Origin of the sequence: Stenotrophomonas sp. 610A2, assembly GCF_030549615.1 — a bacterium.
In the GTDB taxonomy this organism is placed as follows: Bacteria; Pseudomonadota; Gammaproteobacteria; order Xanthomonadales; family Xanthomonadaceae; genus Stenotrophomonas; species Stenotrophomonas pigmentata.
The window spans coordinates 1,019,669-1,044,211 of record NZ_CP130832.1 but is presented as its reverse complement, the minus strand read 5'-3'; the positions used below and the strand labels follow the sequence as shown (position 1 = coordinate 1,044,211).

At 61.6% G+C, this 24,543-nt stretch carries 15 protein-coding genes and 1 riboswitch; of the genes, 5 read left to right on the top strand and 10 right to left on the bottom strand.

What is annotated here, in order from left to right:
* Positions 1 to 39: 39 nt before the first annotated feature.
* Together ppc and Q5Z11_RS04540 are read right to left on the bottom strand one after the other, a co-directional pair.
* Positions 40 to 2,751 (bottom strand): phosphoenolpyruvate carboxylase, encoded by a 2,712-nt coding sequence (ppc, locus tag Q5Z11_RS04545; protein WP_303748926.1) that lies wholly within the window; start codon positions 2,749 to 2,751, stop codon positions 40 to 42.
* A 361-nt stretch (positions 2,752 to 3,112) separates the two neighbouring features.
* Positions 3,113 to 5,614: a S9 family peptidase gene (locus Q5Z11_RS04540; protein WP_405051650.1), complete on the bottom strand. Its 2,502-nt coding sequence runs from the start codon at positions 5,612 to 5,614 to the stop codon at positions 3,113 to 3,115.
* A gap of 116 nt (positions 5,615 to 5,730) precedes the next feature.
* A riboswitch (S-adenosyl-L-homocysteine riboswitch) is annotated at positions 5,731 to 5,837 on the top strand.
* Positions 5,838 to 5,869: 32 nt separating this feature from the next.
* Between Q5Z11_RS04540 and ahcY the strand changes: the two genes are divergently transcribed.
* From ahcY to Q5Z11_RS04525, 3 genes are all read left to right on the top strand, one after another.
* Entirely contained in the window at positions 5,870 to 7,315 is a 1,446-nt protein-coding gene (gene ahcY / locus Q5Z11_RS04535) for an adenosylhomocysteinase (RefSeq protein ID WP_303748925.1), read from the top strand.
* A 414-nt stretch (positions 7,316 to 7,729) separates the two neighbouring features.
* On the top strand, positions 7,730 to 7,945 hold the full coding sequence (locus Q5Z11_RS04530; protein ID WP_303748924.1) for a DUF4287 domain-containing protein: 216 nt from the start codon (positions 7,730 to 7,732) through the stop codon (positions 7,943 to 7,945).
* A 66-nt stretch (positions 7,946 to 8,011) separates the two neighbouring features.
* Positions 8,012 to 8,467, top strand: coding sequence for a GyrI-like domain-containing protein (locus tag Q5Z11_RS04525; RefSeq protein ID WP_303748923.1), 456 nt, complete (start codon positions 8,012 to 8,014; stop codon positions 8,465 to 8,467).
* 128 nt (positions 8,468 to 8,595) lie between these two features.
* Here Q5Z11_RS04525 and Q5Z11_RS04520 read toward each other — a convergent pair whose 3' ends face one another.
* Positions 8,596 to 9,360, bottom strand: coding sequence for an SDR family oxidoreductase (locus tag Q5Z11_RS04520; protein WP_303748922.1), 765 nt, complete (start codon positions 9,358 to 9,360; stop codon positions 8,596 to 8,598).
* Positions 9,361 to 9,501: 141 nt separating this feature from the next.
* Between Q5Z11_RS04520 and Q5Z11_RS04515 the strand changes: the two genes are divergently transcribed.
* On the top strand, positions 9,502 to 9,864 hold the full coding sequence (locus Q5Z11_RS04515; protein WP_303748921.1) for a VOC family protein: 363 nt from the start codon (positions 9,502 to 9,504) through the stop codon (positions 9,862 to 9,864).
* Positions 9,865 to 10,177: 313 nt separating this feature from the next.
* Here the strand turns inward: Q5Z11_RS04515 and Q5Z11_RS04510 are convergent, their stop codons facing one another.
* From Q5Z11_RS04510 to Q5Z11_RS04480, 7 genes are all read right to left on the bottom strand, one after another.
* Positions 10,178 to 11,161, bottom strand: coding sequence for a T6SS immunity protein Tli4 family protein (locus tag Q5Z11_RS04510; protein WP_303748920.1), 984 nt, complete (start codon positions 11,159 to 11,161; stop codon positions 10,178 to 10,180).
* A gap of 13 nt (positions 11,162 to 11,174) precedes the next feature.
* Entirely contained in the window at positions 11,175 to 12,797 is a 1,623-nt protein-coding gene (locus Q5Z11_RS04505) for an esterase/lipase family protein (RefSeq protein ID WP_303748919.1), read from the bottom strand.
* Positions 12,798 to 12,800: 3 nt separating this feature from the next.
* On the bottom strand, positions 12,801 to 15,698 hold the full coding sequence (locus tag Q5Z11_RS04500) for a type VI secretion system Vgr family protein (protein WP_303748918.1): 2,898 nt from the start codon (positions 15,696 to 15,698) through the stop codon (positions 12,801 to 12,803).
* A 515-nt stretch (positions 15,699 to 16,213) separates the two neighbouring features.
* Positions 16,214 to 17,572 (bottom strand): T6SS immunity protein Tli4 family protein, encoded by a 1,359-nt coding sequence (locus Q5Z11_RS04495; RefSeq protein WP_303748917.1) that lies wholly within the window; start codon positions 17,570 to 17,572, stop codon positions 16,214 to 16,216.
* Positions 17,573 to 18,079: 507 nt separating this feature from the next.
* On the bottom strand, positions 18,080 to 19,174 hold the full coding sequence (locus Q5Z11_RS04490; RefSeq protein ID WP_303748916.1) for a T6SS immunity protein Tli4 family protein: 1,095 nt from the start codon (positions 19,172 to 19,174) through the stop codon (positions 18,080 to 18,082).
* Complete coding sequence (locus Q5Z11_RS04485) at positions 19,174 to 20,913, bottom strand: esterase/lipase family protein (protein ID WP_303748915.1); 1,740 nt, start codon at positions 20,911 to 20,913, stop codon at positions 19,174 to 19,176. The genes Q5Z11_RS04490 and Q5Z11_RS04485 overlap by 1 nt, the downstream gene beginning before the upstream one ends.
* A complete protein-coding gene (locus tag Q5Z11_RS04480) occupies positions 20,910 to 23,822 on the bottom strand; it encodes a type VI secretion system Vgr family protein (RefSeq protein WP_303748914.1) in 2,913 nt (970 codons plus the stop codon). Before Q5Z11_RS04480 ends, Q5Z11_RS04485 begins: the two co-directional genes overlap by 4 nt.
* A 270-nt stretch (positions 23,823 to 24,092) precedes the next feature.
* Here Q5Z11_RS04480 and Q5Z11_RS04475 point away from each other — a divergent pair, with 270 nt between their 5' ends.
* Complete coding sequence (locus Q5Z11_RS04475) at positions 24,093 to 24,536, top strand: hypothetical protein (RefSeq protein ID WP_303748913.1); 444 nt, start codon at positions 24,093 to 24,095, stop codon at positions 24,534 to 24,536.
* Positions 24,537 to 24,543 lie beyond the last annotated feature (7 nt).

Sequence of the window (24,543 nt, the reverse complement as noted above, 5' to 3'; positions counted from 1 at the left end):
AAGCCCTTGCCGAGCATGGCTCGGCACTACAGAACGGCGTCAGCCGGTGTTCTGTACGCCTTGCGATACGCCGTTTACGCAGGCTACAAGTGCACGCAGCAGGCCCTCGTCCTCGCGGTCGCTTGCGCGCCAGCGCTGCAGCAGGTCTACCTGCAGGATGCTGATCGGGTCGATGTAGGGATTGCGCAGGCGGATCGACAACGCCAGCCGCGGGTCCTGTTCCAGTAGTTCCTGCTGGCCACTCAGACGCTTTACCCAATGCGCGGTCAGCGCCAGCTCCTCGCGTATCCGTGGGAAGAATTGTTCGTGCAGCGGCCCGGCCAGCTTGGAGAACTGCTCTGCGATGTGGATATCGCCCTTGCTCAACACCATCGACATATCGTCGAGGAAGGTTTCGAAGAACGGCCAGTCATGCGCCATCTCGCGCAGCGTTGCCTCATGGCCCGCATCCACGGCGGCCTGCAGGCCACTGCCAACGCCGAACCACCCCGGAATCACCGAACGCGCCTGGCTCCATGCGAATACCCACGGAATTGCGCGCAGATTGGTCAGCGCCGCATCCTGGCCCAGGCGTCGCGACGGCCGTGACCCCAGCGTCATCCGTTCGATCACATCGATCGGCGTGGCCTGGCGGAAATAATTCATGAACTGCGCATCGCCGACAAACGCGCGATAGGCGGCCGAACTCTGCTCGGCAACCTGCGCCATCACCGGCTTCCACTGTTCCTCGCGCGGCTCGGCGGCGCGCGGCCGCAGGCTTGCGCGCAGTACCGCACCGGCAGACTGCTCCAACGAGCGCAGCGCCAGCGCACGGATACCGTACTTGCGATGGATCACCTCGCCCTGCTCGGTGACGCGCAGGCGTCCACCGATGCTGCCGCGCGGGGAGGCGTTCACTGCGTGCGTGGTCTTGGTGCCACCACGGCTGATCGAGCCGCCGCGGCCGTGGAAGAAGGTCAGCTTGACGCCGAATTCCGCGGCCGTTTCCAGCAGCTCCACCTGCGCATGCTGAAGGCCCCAGCGCGAAGCGGCGATACCGCCGTCCTTGCCGCTGTCCGAATAACCCAGCATCACCATCTGCACATCGTCGCGAGCGGCCAGATGCGCGCGGTAGACCGGATCGGCAAGAAGGTCACGCAAGGTGGCGGTACCGCGCTGCAGGTCATCGACGGTCTCAAACAGCGGCGCGATATCCAGCGGCACTGCGTTGTCCGCGTCCAGCAAACCACCACGCCGCGCCAAGGCCAGCACTGCGAGCACGTCGCCGCGATCATGCGCCATCGAGATGATGTAGCTGCCCAGCGCATCGGCACCATGTCGGCGGCGCGCATCGGCCAGTGCAGCAAACACCTTATCCAGGCGCTGACCGGCTTCATCGTCGCCACGTACCAGGACCTCCGTACCAGCGGCATACGGCGCCAGCAGCTGCGCGCGGGCGACATCGTCCAGCGCATCGAATGCATCCTGCCCGCCCAGCACTTCGGCCAGGGCGCGCGAGTGCACGCTGGATTCCTGACGCACATCCAGGCGTGCCAGATGGAAGCCAAACGTGCGCACCCGCCACAACAGGCGGCGTACCGAGAACCAGCCAGCGTGTTTGCCCTTGTTGGCGTCGAGGCTGTCGAGGATCAGCTGGATGTCGTGGATGAATTCTTCCGGCGATGCATAAGCACCAGGCGCATCTTCCAATGTCGCCTGCAGACGCGCACGCATTCGGTCGTTGAGCAGGCGATACGGCATATCAGCGTGGCGCGGACGCGACTTCACCTGCGGCAGCAGCTGCTGGTATTCCTGCACGCGCGCCAGCACTTCATCGCTGACGCCAACCAGTTCGATCGATTGGCTGAGCAGGCTGGCCAGCGCCAGCATGTCCTTCAAGTACAGGCCCAATACGGCGCTGCGCTGTGCGTTCAAGGTATTGGTGATGGTGCCGGCATCCACATTCGGATTGCCGTCCATATCACCACCGACCCAGGTACCGAAGCGCAGCAGACGCGGCAACGGCAAGGTCCTGCCCCAGGTATCGCGCACGGCCTGTTCCAGCGATTCGTAGAACACCGGGATCACCCGGTACAACACGCGGGTCAGGTAGAAACCGACGTGCTCACGCTCGTCATCAACCGTTGGCCGTACCGGCGAGGAATCGGCGGTCTGCCATGACGCGGTCAAGGCCATGCGGAAACGCGCTGCATCGGCGGCCTGCTCGCCGGGCGTACGCTGGCCATCGAGGTTGTCGACCAGCGCGGCGACCATCAGCTGTTCTTTTTCCAGCAGGGCACGGCGCACGGCTTCGGTCGGATGCGCGGTGAACACCGGCTCGATATCGATCTGCGGCAGCCACTGCGCCAGTTCTTCCGGCGTCACGCCCTGCGCCTTCAGCGCGAGCAGCGCGTCATGCAGGCCTTCGGGCTGCGGACGCTTGGTGCCTGCGCGCTGGTAGTCACGGCGACGGCGGATGCGATGCACGCGCTCGGCGATGTTGACCACCTGGAAATAGGTGCTGAACGCACGCACCAGCGCTTCGGCATCGCGCGGCGAGCGGCCAGCCAGCTGGGTGCTCAGCGAGAGCAGCGGTGCCTGGCTTTCGCGGCGCGCGATGGCGGCTGTACGCACGTCTTCCACTTCGTCGAGGAAGCCGGGCGATACCTGTTCGGAAATCAGATCGCCAACCATTGCGCCAAGGCGGCGCACATCGTCGCGCAGGGGCAGATCAGGGGTGGCGAAGACAACGCTGCTGCGGTACTCGTTCATCGAAGACGTAGAGCCTGGAGAGCGGAAACCCGTCAAGCCTACCGCAAAAATCAGCACAGTTTTGCAGTGCACCAAACCTGAAACAGTTGCATTTGTATGTTGTCTGGCAACTGTCCGTTTGGACAGGAATGCATGGCGAATCAGTCAGTTCGAGGACATGACGGCGCAGTGCTTCGCCTGTAGTGCCGAGCCATGCTCGGCACTACGTTGCTTCGCTCTTGCTCAAAGCCCCTCGCCCGCTTGCGGGAGAGGGGTTGGGGTGAGGGCGGCTTTTTGCTTTGACCGGTAAAGCCCCTGCCGAGCATGGCTCGGCACTACATTGCTGCCCCTGCGCCGAAGGCGCGGGGGCAGCAACCACACGTCAGCGCTTCTTGCCGGCTTCAGCACCCAACCAGCGGTCCAGCCAGTCTTCGCTTTCAGCCAGCATGGTCATGATCGATTCGCGTGCGCGGTAGCCATGCGATTCGTTCGGCAGCATCACCAGCCGCGAGGTGCCACCCAAGCCCTTCACCGCGGCGAACATGCGCTCGCTCTGGATCGGGAAGGTACCGGAGTTGTTATCGTCAACGCCGTGGATGAACAGGATCGGGTCCTTGATCTTGTCGGCGTAATTGAACGGCGACATCTTCTGGTACACATCCTGCGCCTGCCAGTAGTTGCGCTCTTCGGCCTGGAAGCCGAACGGCGTCAGCGTGCGGTTGTACGCGCCGGAACGCGCGATGCCTGCCTTGAACAGTCGCGTATGCGCCAGCAGGTTCGCGGTCATGAAGGCGCCGTAGGAATGGCCACCCACTGCGATGCGCTCACGATCACCAACACCGCGCTTCACCACTTCATCGACCGCCGCCTGTGCACTGGCAACCAGCTGCTGCACATAGGTGTCATTCGGTTCGGTGTCGCCTTCGCCAACGATCGGCATGGTCGGGTTGTTCAGCACCACGTAGCCTTTGGCGAGGAAGGCCTGCGGGCCCCAGTAACTGATGGCGTTGAAGCGGTACTGCGAGCCACTGACCTGGCTGGCATCGGCGGCGGATTTGAACTCGGCCGGGTAGGCCCACATCAGCACCGGACGCGGACCGTCCTTCTTGGCGTCATAGCCCGGCGGCAGCAGCAGGTCGGCGGTGAGTTCGACACCGTCGGCACGCTTGTAGCGGATCTGCTCCTTCTTCACACCACGCAATGCCGGCAACGGATGGGCAAAGTGAGTGAGTTCAACCGGCTGCGCATCTGCCGCCAAGGTACGGGCGATCAGGTTGGCCGGTACGTCGTTGGATTCACGGTAGGTGAGGATGCGGCCACCCTCGCCTTCGCTGATGCTCAAGGGCATTTCGTAGTACGGCGCCTGCGACTGGAACACGCGCTCGCTCTTGCCGCTGGCAAGCTCAACGCGGTCCAAGAACGGACGATCACCTTCGGCCGACGCGCCCTCGCCGATACGGTAGAAACTGTTGCCATCGGCGCTCAGCTGCAGCCGCGAACGGCCAGCAGCATCGGTGTGCAACACCGGCTCACCCGGGTCGCTGTAGCGGTCGTCTTCCGAACGCTGGACCAGCAAGGTTGCCGCCTGATCGAGATGATCCGGGGCGATCTTCCACTGCTTCACCTGACGGTTCTTCCACCAATACTCATCCAGCAGCGCCAGCTCGCCATTGGCCCAGGTAACACCTGCGTAGCGCGAACCAAGCTGTGCCAGCGTCACCGGCGGCTTGTCGAACGGCGCCGCCTGCAGCAGCACCGCATCACGTACCTTGGCCTCGCGCGACGGGTCGCCACCGTCCTGTGCCTCAGCCCATACCAGCGAGGCCGGTGCATCGGCACGCCAGCTGATCGAACGTACGCCGGTGGGGACTGCATCGTTGCCGGTCGGCAGGCCATCCACCAGAGGCAGGCGCGCCACCGTGTGCACCAGCTTGCCCTGCGCATCCAGCACTTCGATGTTGCGCGGGAAGCTGCTGACCGGCACCGCATAAGAGAACGGCCGCTGCACGCGCTGGCTCAACAGATACCTGCCATCCGGCGAGGCCGACAGACCCAGATAGATGCCAACAGCGCCCACGGGTGTGGTGTCGCCGTTGATTGCCACCCGCACCGGCTGCGCCTGCATGTAGTACTCGAACAGTCGCGCGTCGTCCTCGTTCTTCAACAGGTCCTGGTAGGTACGTACCGACCGCACGCCCTTGCCGGCCTCGGTCTGCTGAACCGCCGGCCCGGTCGGCACACCGTCGCCATGCGGCGGCTCCCCCTGCCCGGCGGGGCGCTGCATCACCAACAGTGCGTCGCCGCCCGGCAACCAGGCGTAGCCATTGCCAACGATGCTGTTCAGGCGCTCGGCCACGCGTCGCGCACTCGCGGTCTCCACATCCACCAACCACAGCTCATTGCTACCTGTCGCCGGGTTCACCTGATTGAAGGCCAGATACTTCTGGTCCGCCGACCACGCCAACGAGGCCACCGCCAGCGGCTGCGGCAGGCCGCTGATCTGGCGCTCCTTGCCGTCACTTGTGGACGCCAACCACAGCTTGCTGCCGAACGAGAAGCGACTGTCTGACACGGTCTTGGGGTTGATGCGCAGGCCAGCCAGCTTCAGCTCCGGGGCCGCGACCTGGGCGATCGACGGCAGCGCCGGGGTCTGCAGCAGCGCAGTCAGGTCGCGCCTGGGCGACAGGTACAGGGTGGGCGCACGCGGGGCATCCACCACGGCCTGCAGCGCAGCCGACGGCAGCCGGTAGCCTTCACCCTGCTGGGCGCCCTTCTGCGCCACAGGCGGGGTCAGCGCCATGACCGGGGGTACAGCCAGCAGCAGGCCGGCACACAGCACCAGCGCGGCTGAAGCGCGGCGACGGCGGTGGGGAGACAGGTTCATGGCGCATTCCTATTGGACGGAAACAATCCTCCAACTTAACAATCCCCCCCGCCCATGGCCCCTGCCGTTGGTTGGGCCCGCGGCGCTGGCATCTCGCCGCGATATACTGAGCGGCCCGTTCCGAGGGGCGCTGCGACCGTTGGGTGGCAGCCCGTGTTCCTGCATGGGCTTCCAATACGGCCAGGCTCGGACGGCTTTCACGCAACAACGGCGCCCGGCGAACGCGAGCCTGCTCGCACCACACCGGAGCTCTAAATGAACGCTGTTGCCGCTACCTTCTCGCAGGAAGGTGATTACAAGATCCGCGATATCTCGCTGTCCGATTGGGGCCGCAAGGAACTGGACATCGCCGAGCACGAAATGCCGGGCCTGATGTCGATCCGCCGCAAGTACCAGGCCGAGCTGCCGCTGAAGGGCGTGCGCGTGACCGGCTCGCTGCACATGACCATCCAGACCGCGGTACTGATCGAAACCCTGAAGGACATCGGCGCCGAAGTGCGTTGGGCCTCGTGCAACATCTTCTCGACCCAGGACCACGCTGCCGCCGCGATTGCCGCCACCGGCACGCCGGTGTTCGCATGGAAGGGCGAGTCGCTGGAAGAATACTGGGACTGCACCCTGGACGCGCTGACCTTCACCCTGGCCGACGGCACCCTGACCGGTCCGGAGCTGGTGGTCGACGACGGCGGCGACGTCACCCTGCTGATCCACAAGGGCTACGAGCTCGAGAACGGCAGCAACTGGGTCAATGAGCCGGCTTCCTCGCACGAAGAACAGGTCATCAAGAACCTGCTCAAGCGCGTTGCAACCGAGCGCCCGGGTTACTGGGGCCGCGTGGTCAAGGATTGGAAGGGCGTCTCCGAAGAGACCACCACCGGCGTGCACCGCCTGTACCAGCTGGCCCAGGCCGGCACCCTGCTGATCCCGGCGATCAACGTCAACGACTCGGTCACCAAGAGCAAGTTCGACAACCTGTACGGCTGCCGCGAGTCGCTGGCCGATGGCCTGAAGCGCGCGATGGACGTGATGCTGGCCGGCAAGGTTGCCGTGGTCTGCGGCTACGGCGACGTCGGCAAGGGTTGCGCCGCTTCGCTGCGTGCCTACGGCGCGCGCGTGGTGGTCACCGAGATCGACCCGATCTGCGCCCTGCAGGCCGCGATGGAAGGCTACGAGGTCAACACCATCGAATCCACCCTGGGCCGTGCTGACCTGTACGTCACCACCACCGGCAACAAGGACATCATCCGCATCGAGCACCTGAGCGCGATGAAGGACCAGGCCATCGTCTGCAACATTGGTCACTTCGACAATGAAATCCAGGTTGATGCGCTGGTGGGCTACAAGGGCGTGCAGCACGTCAACATCAAGCCGCAGGTGGACAAGTACATCTTCCCGAACGGCAACGCGATCTTCCTGCTGGCCGAAGGCCGCCTGGTCAACCTCGGCTGCGCCACCGGCCACCCGAGCTTCGTAATGTCCAACTCGTTCGCCAACCAGACGCTCGCACAGATCGACCTGTGGGCGAACAAGGACAGCTACGAGAACAAGGTGTACCTGCTGCCGAAGAAGCTGGACGAAGAAGTTGCCCGTCTGCACCTGGAAAAGATCGGCGTGAAGCTGACCACCCTGAGCCAGGACCAGGCCGACTACATCGGCGTGCCGGTCGACGGCCCGTTCAAGCCGGACCACTACCGCTACTGATCGGCAAAGCCTTTGCCTTTGCTTTAGCCCCTCTCCCGCCCGCGGGAGAGGGGTTGGGGTGAGGGCAGCTTTAGCCGGTAAAGCCCCTGCCGAGCATGGCTCGGCACTACAGTCTGAGCCCCTCTCCCGCCCGCGGAAGAGGGGTTGGGGTGAGGGCGGCTTTAGCTGGTAAAGCTCCTGCCGAGCATGGCTCGGCACTACAGATTGAGCCCCTCTCCCGCCCGCGGGAGAGGGGTTGGGGTGAGGGCAAGCTTTGCAAAGAACGGGCGCCGCAAGGCGCCCGTTCTGCTTTCTGCGCGTCCTTCACGCCTTCAAAGCACACAACTAGCATCCCGCACTCAAGCACCAACCGGATCGCCAACACCCAATCTTTGCCGCATCATTGCCCTGCCTCTCTCCTTCCAGGAAACGCAGATGACCAGCAGCGAAAAAGTCCAAGGTCCGGCATCGTATTTCCCGTCCATCGAGAAGACTTACGGCAAACCGATAAAGCACTGGCTGCAGCAGTTGGAGACGGTCAAGGACAAGAAGCACATGGAACAGGTGGCCTTCCTGAAAGAACAACACAACATCGGCCACGGCCATGCCAACGCACTGGTCGCTTACCAGCGGGCGCAGAGCGGAAGCTGACAGGGGCGCACCAAGCTCCCCACGCGACAGCAACACACCAGTACCTCCCGGACAAGAATTCCCAACATGCAACCCACCCTCATCGAGCGCCCGGCCTTCAACGTCATCGGCATGGAAGCAATCTTCCGCGAAGGCGAAGATGGCTATGCCGAACTCTGGCAACGCTTCATCCCGCGCGAGAATGAAGTCGCCGGCAAGATCGATCCCGTCGTCAGCTACGGCGTCTGCATACCGCAGGCCGACGGCACGCTGCGCTACATCACCGGTTTCGAGGTGAGCGAGGAAGCGGTCATCCCGGAAGGCATGGTCCGCGTCCAGGTTCCCGCGCAACGCTATGCCGTTTATACCCACACTGGCACTGCGCCGCAGATCAGCGCAACGTTCCAGGAAATCTACGATCACCTGCTGGCCGAGCACGGCCTACAGGCAAAAGACGGCATTGACCTGGAGCGCTACGACGCACGCTTTGACGACCCGTTCGATCCAGAATCGCAGATGGAACTGCATATCCCGATCCATTGATCGGCAAGCCAGGCAGCTTGCTCGCCGACTCCTGTTCTGGGAGTGCGGGAGTTTCAGCAGCTCCATGCACTCCGGCCAAGCAGAGCGAACAGGCGCCTCTCGGCGCCCGTTTCGCATGCGCCCCCGCATCAACCGCGATGGATGGACACCCCACCATCCACCAGCATCGCCGCGCCGGTCATGAATGAAGACTGGTCCGAGGCCAGGAACATCGCCGCCGCCGCCAACTCGCGTGGATCGGCAATACGCTTCAGTGCATGCAACTGCGCCACCTGCGCCATCGCTTCCGGCGAGCCATTCATTTCATGCGCCATCGGTGTATCGGTACCGCCAGGCAACAAGGCATTGACCCGAAGTCCCTGCGGTCCGACCTCCGACGCCAATGCTTGGGTCAGCCCGATGATGCCGGACTTGCTGGCCGCATAAGCCGCAGCACCGGCGAAACCCACCGTATGCCCGACAAAAGTTGAAGTGAATATCAGGCTGCCAGCGCCGCCGCGCAGCATCGCCGGGACCTGATGCTTGGCGGCCAGGAACATCGCGGTGAGATTGGTATCCAACGTGCGCTGCCAATCGGCCAGCGCCAGCCCGGGTGTCGGCCCCAATGGCCCCATCGTGCCGGCATTGTTGAAGGCCACGTCCAGTCGGCCGAACCGGTCCAACGCCAAATCGACCAAGGCCTTTGCATAGGCCTCTTCGCAGACATCGCCCGCCAGACAGACCGCACTGCCGCCACTGTCGGCAATCTCCGTGACAAGCTGTTCCAACTCGGTCGTGCGCCGCGCTCCCAGCACAAGGGCCGCGCCTTCTGCGGCAAACAACACTGCTGCAGCACGACCGATACCGGAACTGGCACCGGTGATGATCGCAACCTTTCCATGTAGCTGCTTCATGTAAGCTCCAATCGACAAGGGAGCTGCATGCTGCATCCATGAAGGCGGCATTGCCCGCCAGATTCGGACACCAAAGCCGAGGTCCAACAGCTGCAACCGGAGTCAACGCGCGATGGCTGATATCACACCGCAGGAGATGAGATGAGCGACTTCACCGATGTGCGCTTTACCCTCGCCGTGCAGGATCTGGCCAAGTCCACCGACTACTACGCTTCAGTGCTTGGCCTGCAGATGGATTTCACCGCGCCCGGCTGGAGTTTCATGTCGCGCGGCAGCTTCCGGGTGATGCTGGGCGAATGCATCGACGCTACGCCGCCGCATGCGCTTGGTGATCACTCCTGGTATGGCTACATAACCGTGGCAGACGCCAGCAGTCTGTTTGATGAGTACCAAGCGGCGGGCGCGGAATTCACCCAGCCGCTCGCTGACAAGCCGTGGGGCATGCGCGAGTTTGGAGTGCGCACGATCGACGGCCACAGGATCATGTTTGGGCAGGAGCTTTGAAGGTTCGCCAGGCGCTGGAGCACGCTTACCGGGGCTGTTGTAGGAGCGGCGTAAGCCGCGAAGCCGGTGCATCATCAGATGGCGCCAATGTCGGGGGTTTCAGCACCATCAGCTTCGCGGCTTACGCCGCTCCTACAGAGATGCAGATTGTGCGTGACCGAGAGCTCAGCCTGAGCTGCCGAAAAAAACCAAGACTGCTGTTGTGGGAGCGGCTTAAGCCGCGAAGCCGGCACAGCCGCAGATGGCACGAATGCCTGAAAGCTCCAGCACCATCTGCTTCACGGCTTACGCCGTTCCCACAATCGAGCAAAACTCAGATCGCCCCCGGGCGCAGGCGCAGGCTGCCCAGCACCTGGTCCCACAGCCCCAGCGCCTGTGCGTCATCGCGGAATGCCGGTGCATCGGCCTTCTCTTCGGTCAGCAGCTGCAGCGACAGGAACGGGAACTGCAAGGACTCCGCACGCCCTTGTGATTCCCACAGGAAGGCATACATCTTGCCCCCGTCAGCTTCTGCATGGGCAAGAATCTCCTGCCCCTGGATCGGCCCTACGTTGCGTTCACCACGACGCAGATTGCGCATCCGCGCTGCGGCGGCTGCATACTCCGGCGGCAGATCGGAGGCACGCTGCAGCAATGGCTGATCAGGCTGGCCGGTGACATACGACATCAAGGTCATGCGCGCGCCCGGATGCGCACGCGGACGCAGGCCGATGGTCATCTCCTCGCTGTTGATCCGATTGCCCGCTATGAAACCCGAGTCGACGCAGAAGCCCGCGGTGGTCGGAATGGTGTTGGGATCGCGGTAGCTGATCCTCGGTCGCAAGGCGCGATAGTTTTCGATCGCGGCCGGCAACTTCGCGGCCTCGGTCTCGCCACTGACCAGGTATTGCACGTTGTGCGTTGGGTCCAGCACGTAAAGCTCCTGGCGATGACCGGCGCGGCTGCTCTCGCTGAGCCACGACGTCACCAGCACCGCATCATCGTCGATACGCGTTTCACTGACCGACATGGACTCACCCGCACGATGCCGCGCTGCCTTCAGCGCTGCGATGCGCGCAGCCACGCGCTGACGGAACGCTTCGGCCGATACACCGGTAGTCGTCTCCACCTTCTTGCGTGCATACACGTAACCGGGCTGGATCGAGGTCGCAGCAGGCACATCCAGCAGGAATCGGCCAACGCACAAAGTCTTCATTTCGCTTCCCTGTCGTTTCGGTGCCGCGCCGGCAACGCCGCCCGAGGCAAAGGTCAGTAGTACTGCAGCCAGCACGCCATGCAACAGCGGTCGCCGCGTCATCGCATGCAACGCCTCACGCCCAGTCCGCGCTTTGCGCAAACCGCACTGCGGCGTAAAGGGTTGCCCAGCGGGTGCGCTCGTCGTTGTAGCTGCCTTGATGGTCATAGCCTTTTTTTCCTTTCAGCGCGTACTGCCCGGTGCCGAAACTGCCTTGGCGGAAACATCCCGTGACCTCAGCTTTGGGGGCCGCACCTGAACACGCCGGGACTGTGCCATCACCGGGATCAGCGGGATCGGCAATCTCCAGCTTGATCACACCAACCGCGTCCTGCAGTTTGATCTTGCCGTTGTGGTTGTCCGATACTGGCGTCACCGAATCCACGCCGGTCATGCTGCCGCCGCTCCAGCCCAGGTCACCCCAGGCAAGCTGCTTGGCGTCATCACCGTAATGCGCGAATGTCGGCTTGTGGTACTTGCGCTCGATGTCCTTGTGGAAGTCCCGCACACCTTCGATATTGATCTGGAAGCCGGTACGTGGCGTCAGCGCCGGGCCATCTTCTTCTTCGCGTGCCGAAGCCGCCGCCGGCGCCGGTGCGCTCGGATCGAGCAGACCGGTATTGGCTTCGGGAACCAGCCCATACCATTTGGTGTTGAGGTAGATCTCGTTGTACGGATCTGCGCCAACCGGCAGACGCGGGCCCTTGTCGCCCAGCTCCAGCCAGGCCTTGCCTTCGTTGTAATCCGCAGCGGGCAGCAGCTCCAGGCCACCGGGTGATTTGGCGAGGATCGCCACCACTTCGCCGGCATCGCGGCCCAGGATGATGCTCGAAACACCGGTATAGCCTGCACGGCAATGGTGATACGTAGCTGCTGCGCCCGTTGCCGGCATCACCCCATGCGAGACGCCCAGCAACTTGCCGTAGTTCGACACCTGCGACACCGCGCGTGCCACCAGGCCGCCCATGGAGTGGGTAACCAGCAATACCTTCTGCGCGTTGATGCCGCGCGTGGCGTAATACGGCAGGATCACGTTGTCGATGCGCGCGACAATGTCCTGCGCCGAGAGACGATTGCTCTGCAGCCAGTTGTAACCACCGGACCAGACCTCGAAGCGGTAGTGCGCGGCGTGCTTGGCCTGCTCCAGGGTAAGCGCGGCATTGCCGCCGACCATCTCGCCATACTCGGCCGGCGCGCGTGCGCCATCTTCTGCCCACCACGGCTGCAGCTTGCCCGCCGACATCAGGTCATTGAGCTTGCGCTGCATCTCCGCCATCACCGGGTTGTAGGCCGAGCGCATCAACTGGCCCCAACCACGTTCGCGCGCCAGCGTCTCGGGAATGGTCTTCTCCGCATCAAGCGGACCGCGGTCGTCCACTTCCGATGTCAATGGATTCAACAAGCGTTGCCGCGTGGCAGCGCCACGGAACAGGAACACGAACATCTGTCCGATCGCCCCCAGCACCGCGCCGACACCATCCGTGTTCGGTGGCCGCCATACCGGATCGCCAGTGACCGTCGACTTCAGGTTGGTGCCCATGATGCCGGGCAGGAAGATCACCGGAATCACCGCATCGGTATCGGCCTCGACCACCTTGTCGCGTTTGTCCTTGACCTGGGTAAGCCGCGCACGTGCGACCGGCCGCCCATCCTCGTCCCAGTCTCCGCTGGGCAGCACAACATCCTGTTTCTCTTCCATGCGCTAGACCTTCCCCAGAATCTTGATGAGCACCTCATCGATACCCTGCCCGCTCTGCCGCGGCAGGCGCCCCTGTGCATCGGTGACCAGCTCGCTGCGGCCACCATCACCGCGGGTGAGCTGCACCCGCGTATTGGGCATCGGCTCGCCCGTGGCCCGGTGCCGCACCACGTAGACATCATCGAACTGCGGGTCTGGCCAGCTGTTCATTTCGGTGGACAGATGGGTGCCGCCAAGGAAGCTCTTCTTGCTCGCATGCACGGTGATCTTGCCCGGGCAGTTGAAGCTGATGTTGCCGCCTTCGATGGTGACGCTGGCGCCACCGGTGGTGGCGATGTGCAAGGTCTTGCCGGCAGTCAGTTCCACCACGCCCTGGGCGCTGGCTGCGCGCAGGGCCTGCTTTGATTGCATGCGCACTTCGTCGTGTTGCGCCTGCACGTTCAGTTCATCGGTGCCGGCTACCACGCTCAATGCATTGCCGCCGTCGCCACCGCCTTCCACGGCAGTGGCCAACATGCCGATGGCCTGGCCTGCGTGCAGACGCGCGTCGCCCATCACCGCGGTATCGCTGTCGCCGCCGCTGGCCAATAGCAGGCCTTCGCCTACCGACCAGTGCAGTGCCTGCCCGGCGACATGGACAACGCCAGCCGGCGCCGCGAACCCCAGCAGCGGATCGCCGCTATGCGGTACCCGGCCCTCACCGGCGCTTGCCTGACGCTGCTCGGCTTCGCTGCTGGCAGCTTGGTACTCCGTACCGGCAACCGTGGTTTTGGCGCTGGCCAGCATCGCTGCCAGCGGCGCCTTGTCTGGCACGATGCTGGAGCGGTCCTTGCCGCGTGCGCCTTCCTTCATCGCCAACGCAGTGGTCAGATGCGTGCGCGCCGATTGATTGAAGCGTGTACTCAAGGCCTGCAACTGATTGAGCAGGGCCGCCGGTTGCACGGCTTCGCCCGCCGGACTGTTGCTGCGGTGCGCATAGGCACTGAACCAGCCGCCCGACGTTGTACGTACCGCGCCCCAGGCATCACTGCGCAGCTCGAAGCCGGTGCCGCGCAGACTGCCAAGGAAGTTGTCGGCCTGATGGCGCAGATGGCCAAGACTCAACTGCGAGGTCTGCTGGCTGCTGGCCAGCTGCACGCGCAGCTGCTGGTCGGTGTCATCAAACAGCAGGTGATTGCTGCCTTCGCCACCGTCCCACTCTCGGGAACGTATGCCCCATACCGCGCCCGCGTTGCGGTGCGCATCGTCGCCGGCGCCTGCTGCATGCCAGGCCGGTGCATGGCCGCCACTGAGATTGCCCTGCGCGCTGGCGGCGCCATCGCGCGCCTGCGCATAGGCGCTGTGATCGGCGTCGGCACTGGCACCAGCAGGCGTGGGCGCAACGCCCGCTTCACCACGACCGTTGTACAGCGCGCCCAACACGATGGGCCGATCGATATCACCCTCAAGGAAACCGACCAGCACTTCCTGGCCGATACGCGGCAGGAACTGCGCGCCAACACCGGGGCCCGCGTAGCGCTGGGCTACCCGCAGCCAGGTGGTGTCGCCCTGCTCATCCTGGAAGTGGAAGCGCACCCGAATCCGGCCAAGGCTATCGGCATGCACGTCCTTGCTGTTGCCGCCCTGCCCCGCGACGACCACCGCGGTCTGATAGCCCGGCACGGTCGGCCGTGGATTCAGGCGATGACCGTTGCCATCTTCCAGCGCCGGCCGCCATGGCAAGTTCCGCTCGGTCGCCTTGAAGCGATTGGCATAGCCCACCTTCTCGGCCTGCTGCCACAGCCCGGCATCGGTCCCTGCCATCGGCGTGCTACCCAAGGCATCGTCCATCGCCTTGCGTACATCAGTCGGCAGGTTGTTGATACCCGCGTGCTCCACCTCCACCAGCAACAACTCGGGCGCGGTCGCAAACGGCGCCTGTTGCACCTCAAGCCAGGTACCGGACTGGAAACCACGCACCGTGCCTTGGCCCTGCCAGCTGCGGCCATGGACTTCATGTGCCTGCGCCTGCAAGCGCGCATACCAATCTGCCGCACCCGCATTGCTGAAGGCATATGCGCCAACGGCGTCATAGCTTTCGCGCTTGGAGGCCTCACCGCCGCCGTCCAAGGGCAGCTGCGTGCTGATGCTGCGCACCTGACGGTAATCATCGCTGAGCAGGCTCAGGCTGGTGCTGCCCAGGACGCGGCGTCGGCCCAGCGTCTGGATGCTGTCCGTGGATTCGGTGGCATCACTGCGATGGAAGCGCACGCCGCCTGCGGCGCTGCTGGCGTCCTGCGGCAGGCCCAGGCTATCGGCGAAGATCTCCATGCCGTTGCCGCAAGTTGATTGTTCTTCGGCGTACAGGCGCCAACCCAGCCCTTCCTCGGCCAACAGCCGCTGCAGGAAATCCAGATCGCTCTCGCGGTACTGCACGCAATAGCTGCGCACGCGCGTACCAATGAATTCATCGCAGCCTTCGGCCCAGCGCCAATTGGCCAGGTCCGGATAGTCGGCAAGCACGGCGTCGACTATCTCGCGCACGCTCTTGTCCTGGAACACACGGCTGTGCCGCGCATGCTGCAGCCACCAGGTCCACGATCGCAGCGACACGCGGTAGCGCACCAGTCCGCCATCACTGCCCATGCGCTGTGCGTGCGCAACCAGACCACTGCGTTGCTGCTCGCCACCATCGGCCATGCGCATCACCAGCACCGCCTGGGTGCCAAGCAGCGCATCCAACGCAACGCCTTGATCGGTGGACAGCACATCCACATCCGTCTGCGCATGCGCAGACAGGCCATCGCGGCCCCACCAGCGTTCGACCATGCCCCCGCCAAATCCCGAGCATCGCCATTGATACTGACGCTGTGCATCACTCGGCGCAGCCACCTGCGCCATCAGGCTATTCAGCTTATCCATGCCAACCCAATGCGTTTCCCGTCTGCCATTCAGCAGACGCGGTAGGATCCCCCAAGCCGAATCTATCAGAACTTTCCTATAGCCAGCGTTACGGGTTGGAGGGGTCGGATTGGTGGAAACAGCTTGGAAATTGGCTCAAATTGCGGGCTTTGCGAATGCTTGCGTGAAGACACCAGGCCTATTCACAAATGTGTAGACCTTCAGCGGATCGCGCGTAGAGAGACTGGTGTCACGGTTCTTCGATTTCGCCGGGCGCACCTCAAAACACTTCTGCGATCTGCTCATTGCCGGCTCATGCACATCGCCCTAGCGCTCTTCATGATTTCACCAGGTTGGAACGATGTTCCAGTGACATCCTTGTTATCGCCTGAGCAGCACCGTGCTTCGGCCTCTCCCCTTGCAAAGCAGGGGGAGGCTGGGAGTGGGTTGCTGCAGGCGTGCACAGCCTCAAAAGCCCCCCTCCCCAGCCCTCCCCTTCGCTGCGCGAAAGGGAGGGAGCAGAGCTGCTGCCTCGCCTACTCTGGCGAAGCAGTCTGCTTGCCCAATAGGCGCTCGTAATCCGGCATCTCCGGCGTGGTGTGCCGCAGGTGCAGGTTGTGCAGGATGGCGTCGAAACGCTTTTCACTTTCCTCCAGCGGCGGCGGCTGCTGCTTCAACTGCGGATAGGTTTGTTGCGACCAACCCTGCATCGTCATCGAAACGAACGGCATCGCTTGAACGCCTTCAATTCCTGGCATGCCCGCATACAGCTGGTAAGTGCGCACACTGGGATCGCGCTTGGTATCGCCCTCGCGGGTGATGGCAATACCGGTTTTATCGAAGCTCAACCCGCCGGCTAGAATTCCGCCCGGTTTGACAACATCGCGTCGCTGCACGTCATCTGCCGGCATTGTCAGCAACACACCTGGATAGGCCAGGACCTGCCTCCAGTTAGAGATGGGTTGCTTGGCGATGCCTTCGCCTTCCTCTGGTGCCGGTCGATAGCCGGTGTCGATGCTGTAGGCGACATTGGGGCGGTCCACGTAACGGAACGAGGCGTGCGCGTGATAATCGGTGGTGCCGTCGTCGGCGAAGAACAGGCCGGGGAAACAAACACCGGGCTCGTCCGGTACTTCGCCGGGCGCGCGCAGCCGCATGCGCTTGATGTCGCGGCGGATCTTGGCCATGGCTTCCTCTCGGAGTGGATTGCCCTCCTCGGAGTTCACATAGGCCACCAACGAAATGACGTTGCCACCCAGTAGGGTGCGTACTGCCAATCGGCCGGTGCCGCTTTCTGTTGCAAGCTCACCGGGGAAGCCAAAGCTGTGGATGCGTCGGTTACGGGCAATTTTGAGTTCTTGCTTGGCCTCCTCAACTGTTGCTTCTCGCCCCCTGATTATTGCCTCATCCGCCCCTCTTACTCGGGCTTCCTCAACTGCAGCCTCGCGCCTCTGAACCCCCCTTGTCCACGCGGCAACACTCGTACCGCGATCCGCAGCCTGGTAGCGGTCGCGATGCATCTCCATCACATCTTCCGTGGCCGGTTGAGACACCATCACCCGCATGACCCCGTAGCCCATGCGTTGGCGATGATCGCCAGGTACGCCGTCCGGGAACAAGGGTGGTTCGTTGTCCTCCACTTTTCTCAGCGGATCCAGCGCCCACTCGATCGGGCCATCCACCTCGAATACCAATCGCCCCAGACATTCGCGGGTAGAGCCTGACGTCCAGGTCGGCCGGAAATCACGTGTTGTCTGCAAGCGCGGCATATGCCGCTGCAGACGCTCTTCAATCACAGGCCCGGGGAGCGGCGCCGACGGCGGCGTTGACCCATCGCAGGCGACTGGCCCGAGCAGCGTTATGGAGGTGATCAATATTGCTTTGCAGATCTTCATGATCTCTCTTGATTGGAACGATGTTCCAGTGACGTCCTTGTTATCGCTTGAGCCGCGCCGTGCTTCAGTTCTTCCTCTTGCGAAACAGGGGGAGGTTGGGAGGCCGTCCCCCCCCGCTTTCGTAACGCAAGATCAGTCGACTCAGGGCTTGAAACAGCATCGGCTGTCGACTGGCCTCCGGCATCTCTGCTCTGCTGATATGCCCGTTGCGGTCAGTTTTCAACTGCTCATGCAACTTCCGGATCAAGGCACTTTTCTCAGCTTTGTCCGCGCGCACTTGGAATTGCTGCACCTTATCCTCCGTCAACACCCCAAGCTTGAGAAACTAGCTGTGAACAGATCGACTGGCTCGACACCTCTCTCTTCCAAGGCTTCGAAGCTCAGTCAAATCCAACATAGTCCGAGCAACCGAGGTGCTGCGGCTCGCGCTAAAAAACAAAAATATTCCCACCTGAATCAGTTATCTCCGGACAGAGAAATTCACTACGCCCAAACGGGAGCAAATCATTATCGCGGGCGAATGCTGGCAACTACTGCATCCCACAAACCCATAGCCTCGTTGTCAGTCAACTTCGAATCAAACTTGACTGGGGAATCACCTGATGGCAGACCGCGAGGAGTTTCATATGCTATAGGGTTAGTATTCTCAAAACTCATATCTTCGCTCGAAATTTCAGTCACCGTACTCATCGATAGTACGAAGGAAGGCGTGGACAAGCTTGGAGTCGCTCGCATTGACCACAACCCGAAGGACAAAGAATGACGTCCTTCAAGTTCCTCGACTCGCACAAGCGCTTGCTCCGCCTCTTCGCCACCAACAGAGACAGCTCCCTTTCTGAGAACAGTCATTCCTCCCCCCAAAAATTCAGATGCCTCTTCGACTCGACTTACCAATGTCTCGCCCGACCCCGACTTCTCCATGCTGCTGGTATAGAACTCAAACAACACCCCCTCTTGGCCACGCCCCGGCGATGTCTGAAAGTTTGCCACTTCGAAATCTTGGGTCGAACTAATCAGCAGCGGTCCTAGGCAAAAGGCACCTTCTTTAGCACCGCTGTCTGCTTTCGCCACTTCTATCTGATCCACTAACTTCTCCACGCGACTGGATACTGTGTCACCATCGCCCGGATAGGAGTCTCCCTTTATGAACACTTGCACGCCGTCGATCAAAACGTGCGCCTCATAGGTAACTGCACGAGTGGTTTCTATACTTTGATACCGCTCAACCAATCGAACGCCCTCTCTGATTTTGCTCTCACCCCTAAAAATCGACGCACCAGACTCCAAGCTAATATCGGACTTTATTGAGCCAACTCGCTCGCCCACACGATGGTCGAAAACACCCAGATCAACATTCTGATCAACAACTGAAACCTCTACGGTTCGAAAATCACTACCCTTCCCATAGTAAAGGGTAACCATCGCGAATGGGGACCACTGAAATCGGCGAGGAACAGCTATGACCATCCGCCCGAGACAGTCTTCCCTCATATCCCGAGTAAACTCATCTATCACTTCCTTCTCCTTAGCACCAGGCTCGCCACATCCAGATAAAGTGAAACCCAATAACAACATCGAAAGCGCGATAATTGACTCTTTCACTAGAGCACCTCCGCCTCTCCAGCTATTTTCATAAGTGCATATAGAGTTACGTATTGCGCATCGCGATTACGGTAAGATTCTTCGTGCGCGAATCCGCTCAATCTAAACTGCTGACGAATGCAATCCGCTCCCAATTCCATTGGAGCCCGGCCAGAGGAAAGCGGAACCGTACCATCGCCTGCCCCATCCTGCATTGCACATTCAATTCTCCAGTAACTCAACGGTTGTCGCGGGTACGCCCCCTGACGTTGCTCAGCAGTCAACACCTCCCTTATGTAAACGGGGCCAACACCTTGGTCAGACACGTCGCCAAAACCAAGGCGCCCAACTGTCGTCGTATCCGGACGATCCTTGCTTGGATCCAAATATGCATTGGTATCATCCCTAACTACCCATTTCACCGCTTCGAAACTCGGCTTATCAGAACCACCGCCATAATAAACGTAAGTATTCCTATGATAGGAGTTAATTAGCCGCTGATGGAATAACTTCGCCGCCCCAATATTTGTAGCGTATTGTTCCCAACTAAGCGGAACCCCTCCCTCAGGACGAAGCCATTCCTCTCGGACCAAACCCCACCACCGATCGCGGCGAAGATAGATATCATCGTAAGGATTATTTACGGGTTGAACATTCAACACTCTCCCGCCAGGCTCTTCCACGCTCAACCATTGACGCCTGTAGCTCGAATTCGGCAGTAATTGTAGTGCCCCAGGCGCCTGCGAAAAAACCGCAGTAACTTTCTTCCCGTCGTTTCCGATCGCAAAACCGGCCCCAACGTCTTCATCCCTCATCCCAACTTTACAGCGCCGATAAGCTACCGCCGCTCCTAACGCAGGCATGACCCCGTGAACAATTCCTGCCACCTTTCTTTCCATTCCTGGGAGGCTCTGACACGCACGCGCCACCAAACCACCCATCGAATGTGTAATTAGCACAACCTGTTTGCAAACTGCGCCACCAGCGTTGTTTTCAGCAATTACACTATCGATTCGTCGTCGTAATTCCCTGGCCGCCATTTCATTAGTTTCGAGCCAATTGTAGCCAAATGCATAAACGGGCATCCTGAATTTTGAGCGTCGCAGAAGATCATCAGTTGTTATCGGGACCACCACCCCCTTCTCCGCACCACGGGGCAAGCTGGGCATTTCCATCGCAACCCCACTTGGCAATTGAGGCGCTTTGTATCCCATCAGAACAGGCGCGGTTGGAGCTGCCTCGATCGCACCGGGAATTTTGAAATCCCTCCAATAGACAGCCGCCGTCATCGCCTGCTCTCTGTTCAGCTTGTCTTCCAGCCACACCAGAAATTCTTCATAGCTAGCCTGACCAACCTCCCCCCAGCCACGCTCCCTGTACTGTTCGAAACTTCCTATATCGCCAGCTAATCTTCTCGGAATCGCACCCCCACGATCCACTTCGACACGTTGCGGATGCAGGACGCTTTGACGTATTCCGGCAGATTTCCTCATCCATTGTGTAACAACTGATATCGGCTTTTCTCCGAGGCCCTTGTCCAGCCTCCAAACAGGCCTCCCTTTCCCCCCATTTATTCTTTCCTTCAAATTTGACCCCATAATTCCAGGGACAAAAATTACTGGCAGAACATTTTTTTGTGGGACAACAAGCCTTACCGCATCCTGTAGTGCTGTTGATGTCAAGTTCCACCCAAAGGTGGTTTCCCCATCCCTACTTGTTTTCCCGTGCGCTTCGCGCTTCGGATCCACTGAAGCAGTCATGCTTCACCGTCCTTCCTATCTGGCCCCAGTAATTTAATTTCCATCGACTCAAGACCGATACCGCGCTGCAAAGGGACACGGCCTAGCGCATCCGTCACGCCTCGTATAATCCCACCATCCGCGCGCAAGATTTCATAACGATAGTCTGCGGCGGCAGTCCCATCCTGAAACTCCGCATAAAAACTCTCATTGAACGACGATTGAGGCCACTCGTTCATTTCTCTGGAGAGAAATGTAGGCCCCACAAACGACTTCTTGCTCGCATGCACAGTAATCGTGCCCGGGCAGTTGAACGTGATGTTCCCGCCCTCGATGGTCACGCTGGCGCCACCGCTCGTAGCGATGTGAATCGTCTTGCCTGCAGCAAGCTCCACCACACCCTGTGCGCTGGCAGCGCGTAGCGCCTGCTTTGATTGCAGGCGAACTTCGTCGTGCTGGGCCTGGACATTCAGCCCACCTGTACCGGCAACCACGCTCAATGCGTTGCCATCGCCTGCGCCGCCCTCAACCGCACACGCCAGCATGCCAATGGCTTGTCCGGCATGCAGACGCGCATTGCCCATCACGGCTGTGTCGCTGTCGCCGCCACTGGCCAGCAGCAGCCCTTCTCCTACCGACCAGTGCAATGCCTGCCCTGCGACGTGCACGATGCCTGCCGGTGCGGCAAAGCCCAGCAGCGGGTCGCCGCTGTGGGGGACGCGGTCATTCCCCGCTGTTACCTTGCGCTGCCCAGCTTCGCCGCTTGCAGCATCGAAATCAGCGCCTGCGACCGTGGTCTTGGCGCTGGCCAGCATTGCAGCCAGCGGTGCCTGATCCGGCACGAGGCTGGAGCTGTCCTTGCTGCGTGCTCCGTCCTTCATTACCAACGTGCTGGTCAGGTGGGTGCGTGCGGCTTGGCTGAAGCGTGTGCTCAGGCTTTGCAGCTGATTGAGCAAGGCCGCTGCTTGCACCGCTTCGCCGGCGGGGCTGCTGTTGCGATGCGCATAGGCGCTGAACCAGGCACCGGAGCTTGCCCGTACTGCGCCCCAGGCGTCGCTGCGCAGTTCAAACCCTGTGCCACGCAGGCTGCCGAGGAAGTTGTCGGCCTGGTGACGCAGATGACCGAGGCTCAGCTGCGAGGTCTGTTGGCTGCTGGCCAGCTGCACGCGTAGTTGTTGGTCGCTGTCGTCGAACAGCAGGTGATTACTGCCTTGGCCACCTTCCCATTCGCGTGAGCGGATGCCCCAAACTGCGCCGGGATTGCGATGTGCTTCGTCGCCTGCGCCCGCTGCGTGCCACGCCGGGGCGTGGCCGCCACTCAGGTTGGCTTGTGCGCTGGTCGCGCCATCGCGGGCCTGTGCGTAGGCGCTGCGGTCGTCACTGGCGCTGGCGCCGGCTGGTGTGGGTGCGATGCCGGCTTCGCCGCGGCCGTTATAAAGCGCGCCCAGGACGATGGGCCGATCGATATCGCCATCGAGGAAGCCGACCAACACTTCCTGGCCTACACGCGGTAGGAACTGTGCGCCAACGCCGGGGCCAGCGTAACGCTGTGCGACACGCAGCCAGGTGGTGTCGGCTTCTCCATTCTGGAAATGGAAGCAGACGCGGATGCGGCCCATGCTATCTGCGTGGACGTCCTGGCCCTTGCCGCCATGCGCGGCAACCACACGTGCGGTCTGGTAGCCGGGCGCGGTCGGGCGCGGGTTCAAGCGCTGGCCGGTGCCATCCACCAACGCAGGCCGCCATGGCATTACATGCTCGGTAGCCTTGAAACGGCTGGCATAGCCCACTTTCTCGGCCTGTTGCCATAGCGCTGCGTCCGCTGTGCCGATGGGCGCTTTGCCCAGCGCGTCGTTCATTGCGTGGCGAACATCGGTGGGCAGGTTGTTGATGCCGGCGTGTTCCACTTCGGTCAGCAACAACTCTGGTGCTGCGGAGAACGGGGCCTGCAGTACCTGCAACCAGGTACCGGATTGGAAACCACGCACAGTGCCCTGGCCAAGCCAGGTGCGGCCGTGCACTTCATGCGACTGTGCTTGCAGCCTGGCGTACCACGCTGCCGCGGCGGCGTTGCTGAAAGCGTAGGCGCCGACCGGGTCGTAGCTCTCGCGCTGCGATTGCTCACCGCCGCCATCCATCGGCAATTGCGCGGTGATGCCACGCACGGAGCGGTAATCGTCGCTGAGCAGGCTGATGCGGGTACTGCCCAAGGCACGGCTTCTGCCCAGTGCCTGGATGCTGTCGCTCGACTCGGTGGCATCACTGCGATGGAAGCGCACGCCAACCTTGGCGCTGGCCGCATCCTCGGGCAGCGTCTGGCTGTCGGCGAAGATCTCCATGCTGTTGCCGCACGGTGCTTGCTCCTCCTGACACAGCCGCCAACCCAAGCCTTCCTCGGCCAGCAGCCGTTGCAGAAAATCGAGGTCACTTTCGCGGTACTGCACGCAATAGCTACGCACGCGCGTGCCAATGAACTCATCGCAGCCTTCAGCCCAGCGCCAGTTGGCCAGATCCGGATAATCCTGCAGCACAGCGTCCACAATCTGCCGCACATTGCTGTCCTGGAAAACCCGGCTATGCCGCGCGTGCTGCAACCACCAAGTCCAGGAGTGCAGTGACAGGCGGTAGCGCACCAATCCGCCATCACTGCCCATTCGCTGCGCCGAAGCAATCAAACCGCTGCGTCGCTGTTCACCACCATCCGCGGTGCGGATCAGCAACGCTGCCTGCTTGGCGAGCAATGCATCCAGATCGATGTGCTGATTAGTGGAAAGTACGTCCACTTCGGTCGATGCGTGTGCGGACAAGGCATCACGCCCCCACCAGCGCTCGACCACATTGCTGCCAAGTTCGGCGCACTGCACTTGGTACTGACGCTGCGCATTACCCAGCACAGCGACCTGTGCCAGAAGGTTATTCAGCTTATCCATGCCTATTCCAGATGTGATGACCGTCTGCAATCTGCAGACACCAATCGGATTCCTTTCGCGGAATTTACCAGAAGTCGTCGCAATGGGTTTTCACAACCCAGGCATTGCACTTTGAACAAAGCGCATGCCGCCGCGCGCAGCAACTGTCACCTTTCATACGCGAAAACTGTCTTGTTTCAGCGGTTACTGCTTGCGTTGCGCTGCCAGAAAGCTGATTCAACAGCCGCGTTTTCCGGCCTTGAAGCTATTGATAATTGAGATTCTTCTTGAATGTCCGAACATGCAATGGATTTGCAGGTAGGCCAGGAGCTTGGACAGCGCTACAGCGCAGATAACGCAGTGCCAGCCCATTTGAGCGATGATCGGTCACCGTTTATCCGGATTCAGCCGTACCCAGCACTTCACCTACCCGCGTTGCCCTGCACTACCACCGAGCCAAGGACCCGCCACATGCAGTGGATTGATGATCTTGAAGTGGAAGCCTGGAATACCGTGATTGAAGAACTTGTCTGGCACCTGCGCAACGGCCGCACGCCGACTGCGATCACCCGTCAGCTATTACCTGATCGGGGAATTGAGTTCCGCTTCAACGGCGTGGACCCTGCATTTCTGCCGGTGCCGGACGAGGCCTTTGAAACGCACTGGAAGGACGCCATCGCCATCATCGCGCGCTTCCCGCAGCTCAATGCGCTGCGTTTTCGGTGCAATGTTTGATCTGCGT

Excerpts from the sequence above, each read along its gene's own strand:
- ppc (WP_303748926.1), bottom strand. The coding sequence starts at position 2,751 with ATGAACGAGTACCGCAGCAGCGTTGTCTTCGCCACCCCTGATCTGCCC.
- Q5Z11_RS04540 (WP_405051650.1), bottom strand. The coding sequence starts at position 5,614 with ATGAACCTGTCTCCCCACCGCCGTCGCCGCGCTTCAGCCGCGCTGGTG.
- ahcY (WP_303748925.1), top strand. The coding sequence starts at position 5,870 with ATGAACGCTGTTGCCGCTACCTTCTCGCAGGAAGGTGATTACAAGATC.
- Q5Z11_RS04530 (WP_303748924.1), top strand. The coding sequence starts at position 7,730 with ATGACCAGCAGCGAAAAAGTCCAAGGTCCGGCATCGTATTTCCCGTCC.
- Q5Z11_RS04525 (WP_303748923.1), top strand. The coding sequence starts at position 8,012 with ATGCAACCCACCCTCATCGAGCGCCCGGCCTTCAACGTCATCGGCATG.
- Q5Z11_RS04520 (WP_303748922.1), bottom strand. The coding sequence starts at position 9,360 with ATGAAGCAGCTACATGGAAAGGTTGCGATCATCACCGGTGCCAGTTCC.
- Q5Z11_RS04515 (WP_303748921.1), top strand. The coding sequence starts at position 9,502 with ATGAGCGACTTCACCGATGTGCGCTTTACCCTCGCCGTGCAGGATCTG.
- Q5Z11_RS04510 (WP_303748920.1), bottom strand. The coding sequence starts at position 11,161 with ATGACGCGGCGACCGCTGTTGCATGGCGTGCTGGCTGCAGTACTACTG.
- Q5Z11_RS04505 (WP_303748919.1), bottom strand. The coding sequence starts at position 12,797 with ATGGAAGAGAAACAGGATGTTGTGCTGCCCAGCGGAGACTGGGACGAG.
- Q5Z11_RS04500 (WP_303748918.1), bottom strand. The coding sequence starts at position 15,698 with ATGGATAAGCTGAATAGCCTGATGGCGCAGGTGGCTGCGCCGAGTGAT.
- Q5Z11_RS04495 (WP_303748917.1), bottom strand. The coding sequence starts at position 17,572 with ATGAAGATCTGCAAAGCAATATTGATCACCTCCATAACGCTGCTCGGG.
- Q5Z11_RS04485 (WP_303748915.1), bottom strand. The coding sequence starts at position 20,913 with ATGACTGCTTCAGTGGATCCGAAGCGCGAAGCGCACGGGAAAACAAGT.
- Q5Z11_RS04480 (WP_303748914.1), bottom strand. The coding sequence starts at position 23,822 with ATGGATAAGCTGAATAACCTTCTGGCACAGGTCGCTGTGCTGGGTAAT.
- Q5Z11_RS04475 (WP_303748913.1), top strand. The coding sequence starts at position 24,093 with ATGTCCGAACATGCAATGGATTTGCAGGTAGGCCAGGAGCTTGGACAG.